At 35.4% G+C, this 18,519-nt stretch carries 22 protein-coding genes; 3 read left to right on the top strand and 19 right to left on the bottom strand.

Annotated elements, in window-relative coordinates; genetic code table 11:
- Positions 1-2: 2 nt before the first annotated feature.
- Positions 3-299 (bottom strand): YciI family protein, encoded by a 297-nt coding sequence (locus tag EZV73_RS19135; protein WP_240842017.1) that lies wholly within the window; start codon positions 297-299, stop codon positions 3-5.
- A gap of 124 nt (positions 300-423) precedes the next feature.
- On the opposite strand from EZV73_RS19135, the gene EZV73_RS19140 reads away from it, so the two are divergent.
- Together EZV73_RS19140 and EZV73_RS19145 are read left to right on the top strand one after the other, a co-directional pair.
- Positions 424-1,074 carry a DUF47 domain-containing protein gene (locus EZV73_RS19140; RefSeq protein WP_240842018.1) on the top strand — a complete coding sequence of 217 codons (651 nt, stop codon included), beginning with the start codon at positions 424-426 and terminating at the stop codon, positions 1,072-1,074.
- A gap of 8 nt (positions 1,075-1,082) precedes the next feature.
- Positions 1,083-2,126 carry an inorganic phosphate transporter gene (locus EZV73_RS19145; RefSeq protein WP_240842019.1) on the top strand — a complete coding sequence of 348 codons (1,044 nt, stop codon included), beginning with the start codon at positions 1,083-1,085 and terminating at the stop codon, positions 2,124-2,126.
- A 3-nt stretch (positions 2,127-2,129) separates the two neighbouring features.
- Here EZV73_RS19145 and EZV73_RS19150 read toward each other — a convergent pair whose 3' ends face one another.
- The 3 genes from EZV73_RS19150 to EZV73_RS19160 are packed head-to-tail and all read right to left on the bottom strand — an operon-like array spanning position 2,130 to position 3,601.
- Entirely contained in the window at positions 2,130-2,762 is a 633-nt protein-coding gene (locus EZV73_RS19150; protein WP_240842020.1) for a hypothetical protein, read from the bottom strand.
- A gap of 8 nt (positions 2,763-2,770) precedes the next feature.
- Positions 2,771-3,301: a prolipoprotein diacylglyceryl transferase family protein gene (locus tag EZV73_RS19155; protein ID WP_240842021.1), complete on the bottom strand. Its 531-nt coding sequence runs from the start codon at positions 3,299-3,301 to the stop codon at positions 2,771-2,773.
- Between the two features lie 9 nt (positions 3,302-3,310).
- The gene (locus EZV73_RS19160; RefSeq protein WP_240842022.1) at positions 3,311-3,601 is read right to left on the bottom strand and encodes a DUF4346 domain-containing protein; all 291 of its coding nucleotides are present in this window, start codon (positions 3,599-3,601) and stop codon (positions 3,311-3,313) included.
- Between the two features lie 115 nt (positions 3,602-3,716).
- Between EZV73_RS19160 and EZV73_RS19165 the strand changes: the two genes are divergently transcribed.
- Entirely contained in the window at positions 3,717-4,625 is a 909-nt protein-coding gene (locus EZV73_RS19165; RefSeq protein WP_240842023.1) for a hypothetical protein, read from the top strand.
- A gap of 8 nt (positions 4,626-4,633) precedes the next feature.
- On the opposite strand, the gene EZV73_RS19170 is transcribed toward EZV73_RS19165, so the two are convergent.
- The 15 genes from EZV73_RS19170 to EZV73_RS19240 form a co-directional block, all read right to left on the bottom strand.
- Entirely contained in the window at positions 4,634-5,545 is a 912-nt protein-coding gene (locus EZV73_RS19170) for an aminoglycoside phosphotransferase family protein (RefSeq protein WP_240842024.1), read from the bottom strand.
- Positions 5,542-6,144 carry a GNAT family N-acetyltransferase gene (locus tag EZV73_RS19175; protein ID WP_240842025.1) on the bottom strand — a complete coding sequence of 201 codons (603 nt, stop codon included), beginning with the start codon at positions 6,142-6,144 and terminating at the stop codon, positions 5,542-5,544. Before EZV73_RS19175 ends, EZV73_RS19170 begins: the two co-directional genes overlap by 4 nt.
- Positions 6,145-6,155: 11 nt before the next feature.
- Positions 6,156-6,713 carry a histidine phosphatase family protein gene (locus EZV73_RS19180; RefSeq protein WP_240842026.1) on the bottom strand — a complete coding sequence of 186 codons (558 nt, stop codon included), beginning with the start codon at positions 6,711-6,713 and terminating at the stop codon, positions 6,156-6,158.
- 2 nt (positions 6,714-6,715) lie between these two features.
- The gene (locus EZV73_RS19185; RefSeq protein ID WP_240842027.1) at positions 6,716-7,915 is read right to left on the bottom strand and encodes a class I SAM-dependent rRNA methyltransferase; all 1,200 of its coding nucleotides are present in this window, start codon (positions 7,913-7,915) and stop codon (positions 6,716-6,718) included.
- Between the two features lie 179 nt (positions 7,916-8,094).
- Positions 8,095-8,307, bottom strand: coding sequence for a hypothetical protein (locus tag EZV73_RS19190; RefSeq protein ID WP_240842028.1), 213 nt, complete (start codon positions 8,305-8,307; stop codon positions 8,095-8,097).
- Complete coding sequence (locus tag EZV73_RS19195) at positions 8,304-9,482, bottom strand: oligopeptide/dipeptide ABC transporter ATP-binding protein (RefSeq protein WP_330637173.1); 1,179 nt, start codon at positions 9,480-9,482, stop codon at positions 8,304-8,306. The genes EZV73_RS19190 and EZV73_RS19195 overlap by 4 nt, the downstream gene beginning before the upstream one ends.
- Complete coding sequence (locus EZV73_RS19200; protein WP_240842029.1) at positions 9,475-10,467, bottom strand: ABC transporter ATP-binding protein; 993 nt, start codon at positions 10,465-10,467, stop codon at positions 9,475-9,477. Before EZV73_RS19200 ends, EZV73_RS19195 begins: the two co-directional genes overlap by 8 nt.
- Positions 10,460-11,479, bottom strand: coding sequence for an ABC transporter permease (locus EZV73_RS19205; RefSeq protein WP_240842030.1), 1,020 nt, complete (start codon positions 11,477-11,479; stop codon positions 10,460-10,462). The genes EZV73_RS19200 and EZV73_RS19205 overlap by 8 nt, the downstream gene beginning before the upstream one ends.
- Positions 11,479-12,510: an ABC transporter permease gene (locus EZV73_RS19210; protein WP_240842031.1), complete on the bottom strand. Its 1,032-nt coding sequence runs from the start codon at positions 12,508-12,510 to the stop codon at positions 11,479-11,481. Before EZV73_RS19210 ends, EZV73_RS19205 begins: the two co-directional genes overlap by 1 nt.
- A gap of 88 nt (positions 12,511-12,598) precedes the next feature.
- Complete coding sequence (locus EZV73_RS19215) at positions 12,599-14,449, bottom strand: ABC transporter substrate-binding protein (protein WP_240842032.1); 1,851 nt, start codon at positions 14,447-14,449, stop codon at positions 12,599-12,601.
- 895 nt (positions 14,450-15,344) lie between these two features.
- Positions 15,345-15,920, bottom strand: a complete 576-nt coding sequence (locus EZV73_RS19220) for a hypothetical protein (protein WP_240842033.1) — start codon at positions 15,918-15,920, stop codon at positions 15,345-15,347.
- A gap of 9 nt (positions 15,921-15,929) precedes the next feature.
- Positions 15,930-16,745 (bottom strand): SDR family NAD(P)-dependent oxidoreductase, encoded by an 816-nt coding sequence (locus EZV73_RS19225; protein WP_240842034.1) that lies wholly within the window; start codon positions 16,743-16,745, stop codon positions 15,930-15,932.
- Positions 16,746-16,840: 95 nt separating this feature from the next.
- A complete protein-coding gene (locus tag EZV73_RS19230; RefSeq protein ID WP_240842035.1) occupies positions 16,841-17,095 on the bottom strand; it encodes a hypothetical protein in 255 nt (84 codons plus the stop codon).
- A 302-nt stretch (positions 17,096-17,397) separates the two neighbouring features.
- Positions 17,398-17,913 carry a hypothetical protein gene (locus EZV73_RS19235; RefSeq protein ID WP_240842036.1) on the bottom strand — a complete coding sequence of 172 codons (516 nt, stop codon included), beginning with the start codon at positions 17,911-17,913 and terminating at the stop codon, positions 17,398-17,400.
- Between the two features lie 4 nt (positions 17,914-17,917).
- Positions 17,918-18,517: a hypothetical protein gene (locus EZV73_RS19240; RefSeq protein ID WP_240842037.1), complete on the bottom strand. Its 600-nt coding sequence runs from the start codon at positions 18,515-18,517 to the stop codon at positions 17,918-17,920.
- Between the last annotated feature and the right edge of the window lie 2 nt (positions 18,518-18,519).

An 18,519-nucleotide genomic window follows, 5' to 3' on the forward strand; every position in this document is an offset into this window, starting at 1 on the left:
ACCTACTTAAATAAAGGTGGCACAGCACAAGGAATCACTTCTACCCTATCCCATACTTTTTTTTGAATATAAGGCTCCATCGATAAGTAACTGTCTACCTCTTCTTTTGACGCCATTTCAAGAATCATGGTAGAACCACACATATTACCTGCTTCATTTAACTTTGCTGCTGCAAACAAAATCTGTCCTTTTTCCTTCATAATTTGAATATTGGCCATATGGGCATCTCTTGCTGCCATTCTTCTTTCAAGGGCTTTTTCATCTGTAAAATCATATCCATTAACTATAAAATTCATCATACACCTCTCTTTTTTAGTCATTATACTACATATTGGCATGGTTAATAAAGTACCTAAGCTAATTGCAATACAAAATGCATAATTGGCCATTTAAAAGGTATATATAAATAAGGGGGATAAGATTATGAACTCAATATTTAAAAAATCCATAGAACTTAACATGAAAATCGAGAAATTTCTAGACATTATTTCAAATAGCCTTTTGTTATTTGAAAAAGAAATGGAATCTTATTTAGAAAATGACATGGCAACATTTATAGAAACTCACGATAGAATCTGCGCTTTAGAAAGTGAAGCAGATGAACTAGAAACAGAAATTAAAGTCACGCTTTATAAGTTTATGTTACTGCCAGATACAAGAGCAGATGTTTTATCCATTATCAAGAGTCTTGACAATATCATTGATGACATTGAAGAGTTTACAAAAGACTTTCATATTCAGAAGCCTGTCTTTCCTCAGGCCATTCACCAAGAGATTATGAAGTTGACAAAAATGAGTATTCAGTCTGCGGACGCCCTCATTTCTGCCATTCATTCATTCTTCAATGAAGTTCATCTTGTTAATACCCATATCAACAAGGTAAGATTTTATGAACATGAAGCAGATATTTTAGAAGACAAGATACTCTATTCAATATTTAACGAAGGCATTGTAGATGATTTAGCTGAAAAACTACAGTTAAAATCTTTTATCAATATGATAGCGGATGTCTCAGACGAAGCTGAAGTCATCAGTGAAAAACTAACGATATTCACCATTAAGAGAGAAATATAGGTGATTTTATGGACTTAACTATTCTTTTTATAAGTTCCGGCCTTTTTCTGGGTTGGTCTTTAGGCGCCAATGATGCTGCCAATATATTTGGTACAGCAGTAGGTGCTAAGGTCATCAAGTTTAGGTCAGCTGCCATCATTATGAGTATATTTGTAATAATAGGTGCAGTGGCAAGTGGCTCTGGTGCCAGCCATACACTTGGCAAGCTAGGTGCAGTCAGTACACTGCCAGGTGCTTTTATTGTAGCACTTTCTGCTGGACTTACTGTATTTATCATGACGCGTTACGGCCTACCTGTTTCTACATCACAATCTATAGTTGGAGCAATTATTGGCTGGAATCTGTTTACTTCAAATCCGACAAGTCTGTCAACTTTATCAAAGATTGTTATGACATGGTTCTTGTGTCCAATACTTGCGGCTCTGTTTTCAATCATTTTTTATAAGCTCTTTAAAAACAGAACCAAAACACTCAAACTCAACTTATTTTTAAGACATTATTTTATTAGAGTAGGTCTTATTATCGTTGGTGCTTTTGGTGCTTATTCACTGGGTGCTAATAACATTGCAAATGTTATGGGGGTCTTTACAAATGCTGTTGATATTAATTCAGTAGACTTAGGTCTATTTACAATCAACAAGATACAGATTCTCTTTCTGATCGGGGCCTTGGCCATTGCTGTAGGCATCTTTACCTACTCCAAAAATGTCATGTCTACGGTTGGTAATAGTCTTTATAGGTTGTCGCCATCTACTGCACTTATTGTTGTATTGTCCTCTTCATTTGTACTCTTTATATTTGCATCCGTATCACTGCAAGAGTTCTTGATATCTCTCAACCTACCGCCTATCCCGCTAGTACCGGTATCCAGTTCACAGGCTGTTGTAGGCTCTATAATCGGTATTGGTGTTGCCAAAGGTGACAGAAACATCAACTATTCAAAATTAAAAATGATATCATTTGGGTGGTTATTAACCCCAACGATATCACTTATACTTTCATATGTCTCTCTATTCTTTATGCAAAATGTATTTGTTCAAAATGTACTCTAGCTTCTAGAGTACTATATTTTTTGACTTAAATGCCTTGGTTACTCTCTTGGTTTGGTTTTTATTAAGCCCATCAAATCGTCCTCTTACAATGTCTAACAAGTCATCTTTATTGTCATCATTTAAAATAACCATATAATCTTCAACCCGTTTACCAAAATCTATAGGTCTACAAGCCTTTAAATAATCCAGCAAAATTGGATACAGATTGTCATAATAATCTTTTTCAACTGAAGCCAAGACCAAAAGTACTTTAATGCCTGTCACATGGGTTATCAAACTACCTGTTTTTATCTTGTTTAAAATCAGATCAATGCGTGCATAAATCTTTTCGTGTTCTATCGCGGCTATGTTCCAAATGGCAATCATAGCCCCCCAAACCATACGATTGTTTTTACTCGACAACAAGTCCAAGTAGGTATCCACATACTTAGAGATCAAGTCTGGCCTTATATAGCCTGCTTCATAGAGGACCTTTAGACAGTCACTGGCAACAGACTTGTTCTTATCGTATAAGTAGCTTGCCATTTCATCTAAGCCAGTTACATTTTCTTCACTCGCAAGCCTTCTGGCAAGTTCTTGATTGGGTACTTCATCTCTTCGTCCTAAATTGTAAGCAATTTCATCTATATAAGCCATATTCTCTCCTATAACACAAGCATTCTTAAGACAAGTAAAACAATAAATAAAGCAATCGTTCCCTTCTTGTCTTTGATTATCAACTTTTCTACAAAGGCCGCTATCACATAAACTATACAAGCAATTAAAAGTTTCATATCAGATCCGCTCATTAGACTGAGCGGATAGAAAATACCCTTTAAATAAGCACTAAGAGCAATCATAGAAAAGAGACTATAAAAACCAAAGGCGTAGTTGGATAAGTTTTCTTCTAGTGATACATCCTTTTTTCTAGATATAAATAGAATCACAAATATGCTGACGACAATGCCTCCTATCAAGTTAAAGTTATAAGGGGCTGGATTGATAATAGAAAATACATTACCGGAAAAACTAGACAAATGTAAGGCGACATAGACTAGTCTAGCACCTAGTAGTCCTAAAATCGCCCCATAAAAGAACTGGTCTGAAATCAGCTTTCTTTTTTCCTTCTTATTTGTCAAAGCCAACACAAAATGATTGACTATGAAAGGGATTATATCTATAAGTCTAAATAACATAAGTACTCCTTAATTTTGTGAATAATTTTCATTATTTTTAAGCGCATATTCAGCCCGCATAAGTTCCTTGCCTATATAAGCTGCATGGCTAAGTGAACTTATCCACTTATTTTCAAGTATAGTCCAGTAGAGATTTCTTGCATCATGCCCTCTAATGGTGCGGATGATTTTCTTGTCGTAATTATAGTGGTCAACATAAATACACTTATCACTGTGGTCAACCTTTATAACAAAGTAGCCAGCTTGGTCAAGTTCTATATCATATGGGTCTTTTTCTATAGCATCAATTATCTCAGTCATCATAAACTCCTTTGACTTCAATTATATCACAAAAATATTCACTAAGAGGATGGACATTTTCTGTCGATAACTCTTATAGAAATGGACGTCAATTTCCAGTAAAGGAGGTGAATTCATGAGAATTGCTCAGTACGGCATCGTTCAAGACGCATGGAACCGTTCGTACAGGCAAAGACAAGTATCAAGTCAAACCAAAGTCTCTGAGGATACAAAGAAAGCCCTAGTATTCAAGAACATTCTCGACGAGGAGCGTCAAAAGAATGTTCAGGAAGACTTGATCAATCTAGATCTTGTAGGAACACTGATCGCAATTCTTTCAGGTCAAAAGCTGAATCAGCAGTCATGGAATCAATCCAATAGATTCTATCAGGCAAATACAAATGTAGAAATGACTGTACTAGAAACTACATCTGTACACACAGCTATGACATTTACATCTACTGGAGTCGTCCAAACGGAATCAGGTGAGATCATTAATTATACTTGCAATGTATCTTTTAGCAAGTCTTACTTTGAGTCTGTAAAATCTACTGTTAGGTCAAATAATTTTATAGATCCTTTGGTCTTTAACATCGATTGCAAAGGGATGAACCTATCTGGTAAAACCATTCAGATGGATCTAGATTTAGATGGTCATATCGACACCTTTAATATGCTTCAAAAAGGCAGTGGTTTCTTGGTATTAGACCGTAATAAAAACGGCAAAGTAGATGATGGCTCAGAACTCTTTGGTCCAAGAACTGACAATGGTTTTGCTGAACTAAAGGTTTATGATGAAGATAATAATTTATGGATCGATGAAAACGATGACATCTATAAAGAACTAAAGATATGGATGATTGATGAAGACGGTAAAGAAACACTGATTCCACTTAAAGAAGCAGATATCGGTGCTATTTATCTGGATTCTGTAAACAGCCACTTTGATCTGAAAGATGGTCAGAAAAAAGGACGAATTGCAAGGTCTGGCGTTTTCCTAAAAGAAAATGGTCAGGCAGGTGCTATTCATGAAGTTAAACTTTAAGAGGAAACCTATCGGTTTCCTCTTCCTATGATGTACCACTTGGGTATCACTTCATTAAAATTATCAAAATCATCCAGTACTGCCTGGGCCTGTTTTTTCATAACACTTACTTCCTTTTGACCAAATGGAATAGCCCATGGCAAAGATGACAGCGTATTAGATGAAATATAAAGGGCTAAGAGCCTAAAAAACACTTCTGGCACATTTCCTTTAAAATAACCATCAAGGCGTCCTGCCGCAAAATAAGGGCTTATGTCCTTGTCCCACACAATCCTGTTAAATTCTTCCCATGGATCACCAAAATCATGCCTGTTAAAATCTATCACACCTATATGGCCTTCTTCATTTAAGATAAGATTGCCCACATGAAAGTCACCATGATGAAATGTGATGGGCCTATCATCCAAAAGATGTCTAGACCTTTTTATATAATCTAGGAAGTAATGATCAGAGGGATATTTAAGGTCACACGCTTCATACATAAGCATTTTCTTGTCGATTTTATTGTTGAACTTTTGAGACCATGAAAATGGTTCAAAAGCTATGTCTGTGCCGTGTATGGATTTAAGAATTTCCCCTGCTTCATAGCCTAATTCATACTGTCTTTTAAGAGATAAACTTGGAAGTGCAGACTCTAAATCCTGACCAAGAATCCACTTGAGAATCATATAAGTCCCTTGACTGCATAAACCCATATCATAAGGTATAGACATGTCAAAGCCGCACTTAGAAATTTCTTTTAAGACTTCAAACTCCTTTAGTTTCGAGTCATAAGTCTCTCTTGAAGAGATTCTTAATTGCAAATGGTCTCCTTCATGAGTGATAACGTGATATTTCTTATCTTCTGACCACCCTTTATCTACAAACTCAATAGACCTCCAAGCATCATAACCTGGTATGTCACTAAACTGCTTCATCATTTTATAGCCTCTTTTTTCATAGCAAGCATAATCTTAATACCAGCATGTTTTTCTAATATATCATTTTCATATTCACCTGTAACTTCAAAGCCATAACGCTTATAAAGCTTAAAGGCACCTTGATTGTCTGCTAAAACACCTAGGCTCAAATACCTGATTGCCTGATTTTCTAAAGCCATATCATAGGCGAAATCTAAAAGCTTAGTGCCGACACCCTTGCCCCGAGCATGAGGTGTCACTGCTAGTATTTCTATATAGAGATCTTCCTCCATGATTTTTTCTTCAATCAAAGATAAGACAAAACCTGTTTTGATCAACTTGAAAATCCCCATGGTCAAGAAGTCTTTAAGACTAGGCAGGCTATGTTTTTCTTTAGAAGAAGCTCTCATCAGTTTTATAACACCAAGCAGCTTTTCATTTTCTTCTGCGACATAATAAAACTGTATGTTTTCTTTTACCTTAAAAAAGACAGTCTGTATCAGTTTTTTTGCTTGACTATCTTCTAAAGCTTGCAGGGGTTTGGCCTTAGACCAAAAGGCTGCATGATACATATCAACAACCTGAGATATATCTTTTTTCTTCATTTGGCGTATGATCATATTAGACTCCTTTACAAAGAAATTTCCTTTCTTGAAAGCAGTTTGTCCCCATCAAAATCAAATCTCATAATCAAAGGCATTTTGTGTCTGATGGATTCAAAACCTTCTAACAAAAATGATGTATCGTAATAATTGATAATTGTAGCTAGGGCTGTACCATGTGTGGACACAACTAGAACCTGATCCTTATGTCTATCTAATAACTCCTTAAGCACAGCTATATTTCTTGTTTGAACTTCATTAAGAGACTCACCTTTTTCAAGTTTATAATCGAAGTCGTCCCACTGGTTTTTACAAAAGCCATCAAAATCTTCTACCCAACGTCCAATACAACGTTCCCTTAAATCAGATATTGGATGGATTTCTTGGTCTAATGCTTGAGCCAAAGGACCAATTGTATCAAGAGTTCTATCATAGGGACTTGAATAAATGACATCAATCGACTTGTCTTTTAATACTTCTTTTACTTTTAAAGCACCTTTTAGCCCTTCCTCAGTTAAGGGTCTTATGGCTTCTTCTTTTACTGAATGATCTACTTTTGCATGTCTTACGAAATAAATTACTGTCATGATTACCTCTTATGTTTTTTTAGAAAAACAACCTTCAGGTAATTGCCTTCTTTAAAAGTCTTGGTTGTTTTAAAGTCACTCGGTAGTGTGTATTCTTCTAATATACTGTATGGGTATCTCATCTGGCTAAAAGCATCTTCTATAAAAGTTTTAAACTTCTTCATATTGAAAAGACTGCAGTTTGTAGATGCAACAATAACCCCCTCATCCTCAGTGATGGCGATGGCCTCTTTAAGTAAGTTTGTATAATCCTTTTGAGCAGAAAACTTAAACTTCTTTGATTTTGCAAAACTTGGCGGATCAAGAATAACAGTATCAAACTTCAGCCCTTTTTTGACAGCATATTTGAAGTAATTAAAGACATCCTCAACTAAGATATCATGTCCTTCATAGTCCAGTTCATTTAAAGAAAAATGTTCTCTGGTTCTCGGTAAAGACCTATTGGCTAAATCCACACTGGTCGTCTTTTTTGCACCACCCAGTGCTGCATAGATAGAAAATGCACCTGTATATGAAAAAGTATTTAAGACACTTTTATCTTTAGAGTACTTCTTTCTAATGGCATTTCTTACATCTCTTTGATCTAAGAAAACACCAACCATAGCACCTTCGTTTAAATAGATTGCAAAATGAACACCATTTTCTTTAACAACAAGTGGAAACTCTCCCCTTGTCCCCATAACAAAGCCATCCTCTTCTATGTACTTACCTTGAGTATCAAAACGCTTCTTCTGATAGATACCCTTGAAGTCTACAATTCTTTTTAATGAGTTGATGACATGGTCTCTAAACTTATAACAGCCCTTACTATACCAGTTAATCAAGTAATAGCCATCAAAGTAATCAATGGTAAAACCACCAAAACCATCTCCTTCACCATTAAATACTCGAAAGGCATTGGTGTCCTTGGATCTATAAAGCGACTTTCTTCTATCAATGGCTTCAATTAGACGTTTTTCAACAAATGAAATATCGATAACTTGTTTTTCTTCTTTGGTAAGTATCCAGCCATAACCCTTGTTTTGTCTGCCATAATAACCTTTACCGATAAAACGTCCTTGTGGGTCTACAAGTTTGATGATGTCCCCTTCTTTATTAAGAGCACCAATGTTTTCTATGGCTTCTTTGGTTAAAAGTGGATAGCCACTTCTATATTGATTGACATGTTTAGGTTTTATTTTTACTATAATTTCTTTTTTCATTATTCTTCCTCGAATCTTAGGTTTAATCTCTACTCATTATAGCATTTCTTAAGCTCAAACTAAATAAGAACCGCCAACATCTAGAAAGCTTCTACATCAAAAACATAAAAACAGCCTAGGTTTACACCTAGACTGCATTAATTTGAATAAATAATACTGACGACTTGCTAGAATAAATCTTATCCAAAGAACAGCATGGAAATGAAATAATAAGCAAGTAATACAATGATTACGACAGGCAAAATTGTTGTCAAAGCAGCAATTACTAATGCCATATGATCATTTTTTTCGAACTCAGTTTCATCTCTAAGTTTATTTAACAACTCAGTTTCTTCCTGAGCTTTTCTTCTTTTGGATTTTAGACTATCATCTAATTCATCGTTTAGCTTCATATTTCAACTCCTGGGAAGTGACAAGCTACAAAGTGACCTTTTTCAACTTCATTGAACGCTGGTACTTTCTTAGTACAGATATCCTTAGCAGCAGGACATCTAGTATGGAACTTACAACCAGTTGGTACAATAACGTTTGAAGGAATATCACCTTCTAGTAAAATTCTTCTCTTGTTTCTTGATTTTTCTAAATCAGTTTCTGGAATCGCTGATAATAATGCCTTTGTGTATGGATGTAATGGGTTTTCATATAAGCTGTGCTTATCAGTAAACTCAACCATATCACCTAAGTACATAACACCGATTCTATCAGAGATATGCTTAACTACAGATAAGTCATGCGAAATGAATAAGTAAGCCATTCCGAACTTCTTCTGTAAGTCGTTTAATAAGTTGATAACCTGAGACTGGATAGATACGTCAAGTGCTGATACGGCCTCATCACATACGATGAACTTAGGCTTAAGTGCTAATGCTCTTGCGATACCGATTCTTTGACGCTGACCACCAGAGAACTCATGTGGATATCTGTAGATCATGTAGTCATCAAGACCACAAGTCTTCATGATTTCTTTTACATAGTTTTCAAATTCATCATCTCTTGACTTATAGATACCATGCTCTAAAAGTGCTTCACCAATAATTTGACCAACTGTTTGTCTTGGGTTTAGTGAAGAATATGGATCCTGGAAGATGATTTGCATTTCTTGACGTAGCGGAATCATATCAGTTTCTGAGTAATCAGTGATATTTACACCATTGAAGAAGATTTCACCAGCAGTTGGCTCATATAATTTCAATACTGTTCTACCGTAAGTAGATTTACCACAACCAGACTCACCAACAAGACCAACTGTTTCACCTTCATAAATAGTCAGGTTGATACCGTCATTTGCCTTTACGTAAAGTCTTTCGCCATGTACTTCTGAAAGAGCATCGTACTCAACTAAAACATGCTTTAAGTCAGCTGCGAACTCTTTACCGTTTTCCATTTGCTTAACAAGATCTTCTACGAAGTCTTTGTCTTTGCCGTTAACAGAAGCATCAGGATAGTTTGTTTTGTATAATTTTACAGCTTGAGCTGCTAATCTTTTTAGATTTTTCTTTTCGTTTCTTCTTTTACCTGTAGGGAAATACTGCTTTAATCCCTTAGATTCTAATAAAACATTAGGCATTTCTACCCCCCGTTTCTGGATAAAAACATCTTACCAGATGTCCACTTTCTACCTCTACCAATTCTGGTTTCTCATTAATACACTTGTCAGTTGCAAATTCACAACGCGTTGAGAATCTACAGCCAATTGGTAACTTTAATGGGTGAGGAACACTACCTTCAATTTGATCTAAGTATTCAACTTCTTCATCTAATACTGGGATAGACTTTAATAAACCTTCCTTGTATGGATGAGAATATTTAGCTGCTCTATCAAATATTGTATCAACAGAAGCTCTTTCAACAATTTCACCAGTATACATAACTGCAACGTCGTCTGCAAGTTCTGCAATCGCACCTAAGTCATGTGTGATGAACATGATAGCTGTATTATGCTTAGTCTTAAGATCATTCATTAATTTGAAGATCTGTGCTTGAATTGTAACGTCAAGTGCAGTTGTAGGCTCATCCGCGATTAATAGCTTAGGCTCACATGCAAGTGCCATTGCAATCATAACACGCTGTCTCATACCACCTGATAATTGGAACGGGTAGTTGTAAACAACAGATTCAGGGTTAGGAATCTTTACTTCTCTTAAAAGATCCACTGCTGCCTGCCATGCTTCATCCTTAGATTTTCCTTGGTGAAGAATGATTGGTTCACTTAACTGTCTACCGATACGGTGAACAGGGTTTAATGATGTCATTGGCTCCTGGAAGATCATTGAGATATCATTACCACGAATGCCTCTCATCTCTTCTTTAGATAAGTCAACTAAGTTAACACCATTGAAGTTGATTTCACCCTTAACAATTCTACCAGGGTGCTCTATTAAATTTAAAATACTGAAAGATGAAACTGACTTACCTGAACCTGACTCTCCAACGATACCTAGAGTTTTACCAGCTTCAATTGTAAAATCAACACCTTGAACAGCTTTCACTGTACCTTTATTTGTGAAAAAGTAAGTGTGTAAATCTTTAACCTCAAGTAAATTCTTAGCCATTTACACTACCTCCCTTTGCTGCTAATTTCGCAGCTTGTTTCTCTGCTTTTCTTGCTGCTTTCTGTGCTTTTCTTTGCTCTTTTGTTGTGTAATCAGCTTTAGGGTCAATCGCTTCTCTTAAACCTTCACCAATTAAGTTAATTGACATGATGAATAAGAATAACATTGTTCCTGGGAATACCCAAATCCACCAGAACTTTCTTAATGAAGTCGAGTTAGAAGCAGCTTTTGCTAATAAAGCACCCCATGTAGGAATTGGCTCTGTTACAGATAAACCTAAGAATGATAAGAATGACTCACTAAGGATTGCACCGGCAAATGTTAATGTACCAGATACAACTACCATTGCTAATACGTTTGGAATTAAGTGACGCATGATTTGGTTACGCTTCTTAATACCTAATGCTTTTGTTGCAAGGATAAATTCTTGTTCTCTTAAAGAAAGAATTTGTCCACGAACCAGTCTTGCAAGACCTGTCCATCTAATGAAACCAAGTATGAAAATGATTACGAATAATCTAAACTCAGCAGGTTGATCTCTAAATACTGCAGAAATGATAAATGCTAATGCTAAGAATGGGAATGAGTAAATAACCTCAACAATTCTCATGATAACAGCATCTACCTTACCACCGAAGTAACCAGCGATTGCACCCATAGTTACACCGATTGTTACAGCCATAAATGTTGATAAGAAACCAACTTGTAATGAAATCCAACCACCTTCGAATACACGAACGATAGTATTTCTACCATACTTATCTGTACCGAAAGGATGTTGCCAAGATGGTGGAAGATTTTTCATTGAAGCATCAGTGAATGAAAAATCATAGTTAGTAACTGTTGTATAAATGTGTGTAACAACTACGATTGATACGATTGCTGTAAATAACCAGAAACCGAACATTGCAAGTCTGTTAGACTTAAATTTAATGATAATCTGTTGCGTAGGTGAAAGAATGACTTCGTCTTCTTTACTAAACCCTTTTGCGTCTTTTGTAGCTTCAGACATTATTTCACCTTCCCTTCTCTAATCCTTGGATCAACTACCATGTAACCAACATCGATAAAGATGTTACCTAAAAGTGTTAATAAACCAAAGAATAGTAATGCTGTTTGTAATACTGCTCTGTCTTTATAGTTGTATGCTTGGTTTAATAAGTAACCCATTCCTGGGAATGCGAATATCTGTTCAACTACGATTGAACCACCGAATAAACCAGGGATCCACATACCGATTAATGTTACAACAGGGATTAATGCATTTTGGAATGCATGTCTATAAATAACAACTTTTTCTGCTAAACCTTTAGCTCTTGCAGTTCTTACATAATCTGCTTGTAATACATCGATCATTGCAGCTCTTACGTATCTGATTAATGATGCTAATGATGTGATTACGATAACTGTAACTGGTAATACTAAGTATTTCCAATCTGGAATTACCCCTCTAGGATCTGACATACCTGAGAATGGTAATATTTTCAAATGAATAACAAACAACATGATCAATAATAATGCTACGAAGAATGATGGTAAGGAAATACCAATAATCGTTAAAACTGTTACTGCCTTATCGAAAAATTTGTTCTTCTTTACTGCCGCCGTAATACCTATAGGAATGGATATTAAAAATGCAAATATAAATCCAAGTATGTTTACTTTAAATGATCTACCAATGTAAGCACCAATGATTTGGTTAACTGGCTTGTTAAATCTAATTGAATATCCAAATTCGCCTTTAAAGAATGTATCTTTCAACCAGATAAAGAATCTCTCTACATATGATCTATCATATCCTAAGAAAGCTCTCATGGTTTCGACGTATTGATTTCTTTCTTCGATTGTCATAGCTGCTGTCTTTTCCGGATCTAGCATTGCCATAACAGGATCACCAGGCATTAAATTGATTAAAATGAATATTACTACTGCGATAATCAATAAGACTGGGATTAAAGAAAGTAAACGTTTTCCTAAGTAAGTTACATACGGCATCATAACTTCAATAAACGTTTTAGACCCTCTAATGTCTTTGTTTTCCATTCGTTCACCTCATATCTTGAAAATAAGACCACTATCTATTTTCACAAATAGTGGTCTTAACCCTAAAAATTGTTCTTGAATCTAATGATTACTTCCAGTTAGCATCAAGAATAGCTCTTGGCCATGCCCATAATGCGTTAGTGTTGAAGTTCTCTAAATCAGAAACATATAAATCGTGGTAATTGTTTGAGTAAACAGGGATTACAGGAACTTCTGCGTTCATAACAGTGATCCATCTTCTCCAGTTTTCTCTATACTCGTCAGCACCTGTAATTGGATGTGCATTTTCGATATCGTCTAATAATTGATCCCACTCTTCAACAGTTAAAGCGCTACCACCAGCGAATCTTGGACCGTTGTTTGAAGGTTGACCCCAAGGCATGATCTTATCAGATGCATAGTCGCCTTTTGGATTAGACTTGATTGTGTAACCAGTACCACCAACGAAAGCATGATATTGTCTTTCTTCAGTTTGGTCACCAGTCCAGTGTCCGTACATTACTGGCCAGTCAAGACCGTGTAAAGATACGTTGAAACCTAATTTAGATACATAATCATCATTCCATACTAAGTTATAAGTATCTGACCAGAATGAAGTATAAGTGATCTTAATTTCTAAAGGTTCACCTTTCCACATATAAGTGTCGCCATCTTTAGTTAAGTTAGCGTATTCGCCTTCTGTCTTAGCAACAGCAGCGTCTAATAATTCGTGAGCTTTTGCAATGTTTGCTTCTTCGTCGAATTTACCATTAGCATCTACGATATCGTAGTTGATTAATGAATCTTCGAATCTAGAGTTAGCAGCAGTACCTAACATTGACATTTCGTCATCATCGTACATCATCCATTGGTTCTTAGAGTAAGGACCTTGAGATGCGATACCGTATTCACCTAAGAATAACTCGATAACTTTTGGTCTGTTAAATACAAATGCGAATGCTTGACGAACTTCTGTTAAAGCAAATGCTTCGTAGTCAGTGTGAAGTACAACAGTACCACCACCGTGTCTGAAGTAGTTGTTAGTAGTTAAGAAATCAGCTTCCTTAGCAGCATCAATCTTTTCAGCTTCAACTGTTCTACCTAACATATCAACTTCACCTTGTAATAATTGGTCTAACTCAGTTTCAGATGGAGTAACCTTAACGATAATTTCTTGAATCGCAGGCATTTTACCAACGTAATCTGGGTTAAGCTTTAATCTTACGTACTCTGACTCTTTGAATTCAGTCATCATGTAAGGACCGTAACCAATTGGGTTGCTAATTGTAGACTTAACATACTCTTGAACGTTTTGACCTGCAGCAGCAGCACCTTCAGTGATAGTATCTTCAGCCATGATCCAAGTCTCATAGAAAACTGTAGCATCAGTAGTAAAGATAACTTTCTTTAACTTGAAAGTAATTGTGTTTGCAGCTTCGTCAATAGTAATAGTATCAACATAGTCAGCCATTGAAGATGAACCACCAGTAGCAGCTAAAGCTTCAGTAGCCATGTAGAATTCGTAAGTGAATTTGATATCGCTTACAGTTAATTCTTCACCATTGTGGAACTTCATACCGTCAACGATTTTGAAAGTCCACTCAGTTAAGTCTTCTGATACAGTTTTTTCTTCTACCATTGGAGAATCAATTACTTCACCAGCAGCGTTATCAGTCATAAGGCCGTAACCCCAAACTAATTGTCTGATGTTTTTGTCGTAAGTTGAATTTGTCCAACCAGCATAGAAGTCACCGTTGAAGTCAGCAGATGCAGCCACGAATGGTCTCATGTTAACTTCGTCAGTTTCTGTTTCAGTTTCTGTAGCAGTTTCAGTAGCAGTCTCAGTCTCTGTAGCAGTTTCCGTACCAGCATTGTTGTTTGCAGGTTCGTTACTTCCGCCACAAGCTACTAGCGAGAACACTAATACCATTGCTAACAGTAAAGTAATAAATTTTTTCATAAATACCCTCCCTATGATTTATGACCTATACTTTATATTGTACTTAGTTGTGATCCTTTTAAGATTCTTGTAATATTCAGACATTTCTATTTTTTTGATATTTCTATCATCAAATCATCCTGTCAGACTAAAACAATTGTCTCTCCATTTTCACGCCTAAGATAACAACCGCTATTAACTTATAAAGAACAGTTTTGTGATAAAGTATCAAATTCCTTCAAAAAAGCTCACACTTCTTTAGAACTTTGCTGACTTTAATCACAATGAAATTCTACCCCTTTATAGCTGTATTGTCAAGTTAGCGAAGCTCGCATTGCAAGGCTTTCAAGCTGCATCAATAGTCTGAAAATTCTAAAAAAATGTCATATTTTACTTCAAATGAGTCATGAATTTAACGGTTTTGATGTCATAATCTGTAAAATATTATCTTGGCGCTTTTTAGACAAAATGAGTATACAAGCGCTTTTCAGTTTATTCTTTCTTTATATTCAGTTAAGATTTTATATATATTGGCTTAAAATAATACTTCGGACTCCGAAATTTTCTATGAACAGAATATATTCATTTAGGAAATAGAATTATTACAAAGAATTAATATTTACTTTTTGAATTGAGTATCAGATTCAAGATTTCTTGCAAAATGAATTCACAATTGTATTAAAAATTCCGTTTTTTCTACAATTTCTTGCATCTCCAAATAATGAGCTTTTATCGTCAAAATACCAATCATAAGTATTTTCATCTTCAGGTCATTTATAGGCTTTATCATCTTTCTTCTTATATAAAGAGACACAGTTTTAACTGTGCCTTTTAAATGAAGTTTCCTGTTTACTTGTTAAGAGCCATGATGAATGAGGCTTCAACGATAATGCAAGCTTTCATATTAAATAAGTCATTAATCCTCATTTATCTGAATGCCAACCTGAAAGGCCTTTTGCTTCATAAGTGGAAAATACCTTATCATAGCCAGCATTGCCTTTAAAGAGGAAAAGGATGTTTTAGCTCCCTGCTTAAAACGATCAAATGATGACCAGGCAAACAACATGATATTATACTCACCATCTAAAGACTTTAACTCATGGTCAAACTCAGCACCTTGGTTTTCGTGAATGATAGCCATAAAAGCCTTACGTCTTTTGACAAATCGGTCCTTATGCTTCATTTTAATACTTCTAACGCCAAATTCTATTGTTTGATGGTCTTTAAGTGTCTGACTAAGTGTGTTGTCCCAGCCATTTTCTGAAGTCATAACAGTGTTTACCATTATATCTAGTTCTCTATCTCTTGTATTGACAGCTTTAATGTGGCCAGAAGATGGCCATCCCGTCAACTCAATATAAACATCTTGAGCACCTTTTTTTGAATAAGAAGCTTTCGACTGATAAACCTTTCTAAAGATGGTATTCTCGTATGACGACAGTTCAAGCGGGCCATTCGCTCTGTAGATGATCAATCTGTATATTTCACTCATATTGACCTCCTAAAACTTCAAGCCAGTAAAGTCATAGGCATAGGTCATGAGTTTCTTGTAGACCGTACGGCCATTTTTAACCTTATCTTTTGGTTCTTTTTTCTTACCTAAGATATAGAAAGAGCCAGGACTTGCCTGTGAGTTTATTATATAGGAAGCAATGCGTTCACCTGATTCTTCTGGTTCAATCATCCCCATCATCTTAGAAATCAATCTCACCATGACATTTTGGCTTTTTACCGTATTGGTATTCACAATACCTGGTTCCATATACTCATAAGGTATATCGGTTAATTTATCTTGATTAACATAATTAACCATCAAATTATTGGCCATAAAACCCATATAGGTTGTGTCACTGCCTTTATAATCAGGAGACTTAAGTTTGTCAAACTTAATTGGTTTAATAAGCGTTGCACCTCCAATATGAAGGACACGGCCACTTCTTTCCTTTAGTAAGTCATCCAACATCACAGAAAACATGTATCTTGAAAAGAAACCAATTGTAAAGCCCATATCCATACCATCTTTCGATAGTCTTGGTTTCTTAAACATAGCATTGGCATTTAAAATCAAGAGGTCCAGTCCCTTATAGTTTTCTTTATACGTATCTAAAAATTTCCTGTTGCCTTCTAAGGTCGATAAGTCCACTATAAAAAGTTCATGATTGCCTTTAGGATTTATCTTATTTAAAGTAGCAATAACCTCTTGTCCTTTTTCCTTACCAAGCCCTAGAACATGGATCTGGTAGCCTTTCTTTGCCAGACTAATTGCAGTCGATCTACCTATACCATCTGTTGCTCCTGTTATTAAAGCTGTTTTCATATATTCTTCCTTTCATACATGTGTTTGTTTATTTAATCATATTGTATGAAACACAAGGTCTACTATCAATGTACAGAAAATCAGATGTGTGCATATTATATTGAAAGGTTAATTTCTTTTATCAGAGCTTCCTTATTTAAGACACCCAACTCATACTGTTTTAAGAGGGCCACAAGAAGATTTAAAATCTTTCTTTCATTTAAGTTGTTGGTATTTATAAACTCAAAGAGTTTTCTTAAACCATAGTCTGAGCAGATGACACTTAAATAGTAGGATTCAAACACATGAAAGAGTTCTTCACTAAAGCCCTTAGTCCTTAGGTCTTCTAGAAAGTTGTTTTCTTCAAACAAGGTTTTGCAGTCCATATTGGAAAATGCAAAAACATAATTGTACAGATCTTCTAAAGACGAAAAATATGAATAAAATGTTCTTCTCTTAATATCAGTGATCTCACATATTTCAGTGACCTTTGCATTTTCGAAGGCTTTGCTTACCAGATATGTTTTAGACTTATGATAAATATCATGCTTCTTTTAAAAGCTTAAATTATTAAATGTTTGTGTTGGCATATTGTCTCCTTTTAAATTATTATATCATCAAAAAAAATAGAAAAGGCATTACATAAGCATATAGCCATGTAAAACCTCTTTTTTTAAGCTCTAGCGATGAACAATAAAATAATTGCTGGAATACCACTAATGACAGCTCCAATAAAACATGATTTGTAGTAAAAGCCTGGTATTGGATTTTCTTCTTTTAACTGAACATACGTGTAATAATCAGTAGCCATGCCCTTGCCCATTATCATCTTAGCAAAGGATTTCGCACCATATACAAGGGGTGATAAGATGTTCATATTGCTCATTAGCATCATCCATCCCATGAAAAAGAACAAAATTGATACCAACCAAACAGCATTACAAATAGCTAAAAGTGATGTGCTGTCTTGCCAAAACAAGGCGAAGGCAAAGATGCCGCCAGCAGCAATAATCATAATGATGATTGTTCTTACCAGCTTTATTCTTTCTGAACGTTCTTCCTCGCTCACAAACTCAAACTTAGGTTCATCAGAATCAATGTCAAAATCAATATTCTTTTGTATCATATCTGAAGGGTCAATAACATCTGAATCAACGTCATTGACAAAGGTAAACTTATCATCTTTCATCGCTTTAGTCCTTTATGTCACATATTCTTTTGCATTCCTTAAAAGCAAAATAAGCATATTTGCTTGGATACCAGTCACCTGGGTTTAGGCCAAGTAAGCCACCTTTATTATCATAAATAAATGTTAAATTAATCAAAGTGTGCTTGCCGGCTTCATACAAAATCGCTGTTTCTACTTCTTCTCTTGCCTTTTCATTTATCATATCATACTTTTTAAACTGTAGAGTGATTCGCTTAATGACTTTTTCGTAATCTTTGTGCTTCATGTAGTAAGCTTGAATCCCCTGATCAACTTCATCCCCATAAAAGTCAAAGTCATCTTGTTTGGCTATTACAAGAAAAACTAGACTAGCTTCTGAGTTGTTTAGTTTGGGTAACTTATTATGATGTTTACACAAAATAAGATGTCTCAAATCTTCCTGTACAAGTTCATAGCCATCCTTTTTTAAATGATCAATCCAAGCGGTTGAGAAAAGGTGTTTGTTACACTTTTCAAGCTTAGGCTCATTTATAAGCAATTTCGCATAGTTGACATGCATCTTATAATAAAGAAACTTAGGTGTGAGTGCAAATATCAAAATCAAATAGCCCATAAGAAGTAACAAAT

This window comes from Acidaminobacter sp. JC074, assembly GCF_022496765.1.
In the GTDB taxonomy this organism is placed as follows: domain Bacteria; phylum Bacillota; class Clostridia; order Peptostreptococcales; family Acidaminobacteraceae; genus JABXKX01.

Excerpts from the sequence above, each read along its gene's own strand:
- EZV73_RS19135 (WP_240842017.1), bottom strand. The coding sequence starts at position 299 with ATGATGAATTTTATAGTTAATGGATATGATTTTACAGATGAAAAAGCC.
- EZV73_RS19140 (WP_240842018.1), top strand. The coding sequence starts at position 424 with ATGAACTCAATATTTAAAAAATCCATAGAACTTAACATGAAAATCGAG.
- EZV73_RS19145 (WP_240842019.1), top strand. The coding sequence starts at position 1,083 with ATGGACTTAACTATTCTTTTTATAAGTTCCGGCCTTTTTCTGGGTTGG.
- EZV73_RS19150 (WP_240842020.1), bottom strand. The coding sequence starts at position 2,762 with ATGGCTTATATAGATGAAATTGCTTACAATTTAGGACGAAGAGATGAA.
- EZV73_RS19155 (WP_240842021.1), bottom strand. The coding sequence starts at position 3,301 with ATGTTATTTAGACTTATAGATATAATCCCTTTCATAGTCAATCATTTT.
- EZV73_RS19160 (WP_240842022.1), bottom strand. The coding sequence starts at position 3,601 with ATGACTGAGATAATTGATGCTATAGAAAAAGACCCATATGATATAGAA.
- EZV73_RS19165 (WP_240842023.1), top strand. The coding sequence starts at position 3,717 with ATGAGAATTGCTCAGTACGGCATCGTTCAAGACGCATGGAACCGTTCG.
- EZV73_RS19170 (WP_240842024.1), bottom strand. The coding sequence starts at position 5,545 with ATGATGAAGCAGTTTAGTGACATACCAGGTTATGATGCTTGGAGGTCT.
- EZV73_RS19175 (WP_240842025.1), bottom strand. The coding sequence starts at position 6,144 with ATGATCATACGCCAAATGAAGAAAAAAGATATATCTCAGGTTGTTGAT.
- EZV73_RS19180 (WP_240842026.1), bottom strand. The coding sequence starts at position 6,713 with ATGACAGTAATTTATTTCGTAAGACATGCAAAAGTAGATCATTCAGTA.
- EZV73_RS19185 (WP_240842027.1), bottom strand. The coding sequence starts at position 7,915 with ATGAAAAAAGAAATTATAGTAAAAATAAAACCTAAACATGTCAATCAA.
- EZV73_RS19190 (WP_240842028.1), bottom strand. The coding sequence starts at position 8,307 with ATGAAGCTAAACGATGAATTAGATGATAGTCTAAAATCCAAAAGAAGA.
- EZV73_RS19195 (WP_330637173.1), bottom strand. The coding sequence starts at position 9,482 with ATGCCTAATGTTTTATTAGAATCTAAGGGATTAAAGCAGTATTTCCCT.
- EZV73_RS19200 (WP_240842029.1), bottom strand. The coding sequence starts at position 10,467 with ATGGCTAAGAATTTACTTGAGGTTAAAGATTTACACACTTACTTTTTC.
- EZV73_RS19205 (WP_240842030.1), bottom strand. The coding sequence starts at position 11,479 with ATGTCTGAAGCTACAAAAGACGCAAAAGGGTTTAGTAAAGAAGACGAA.
- EZV73_RS19210 (WP_240842031.1), bottom strand. The coding sequence starts at position 12,510 with ATGGAAAACAAAGACATTAGAGGGTCTAAAACGTTTATTGAAGTTATG.
- EZV73_RS19215 (WP_240842032.1), bottom strand. The coding sequence starts at position 14,449 with ATGAAAAAATTTATTACTTTACTGTTAGCAATGGTATTAGTGTTCTCG.
- EZV73_RS19220 (WP_240842033.1), bottom strand. The coding sequence starts at position 15,920 with ATGAGTGAAATATACAGATTGATCATCTACAGAGCGAATGGCCCGCTT.
- EZV73_RS19225 (WP_240842034.1), bottom strand. The coding sequence starts at position 16,745 with ATGAAAACAGCTTTAATAACAGGAGCAACAGATGGTATAGGTAGATCG.
- EZV73_RS19235 (WP_240842036.1), bottom strand. The coding sequence starts at position 17,913 with ATGAAAGATGATAAGTTTACCTTTGTCAATGACGTTGATTCAGATGTT.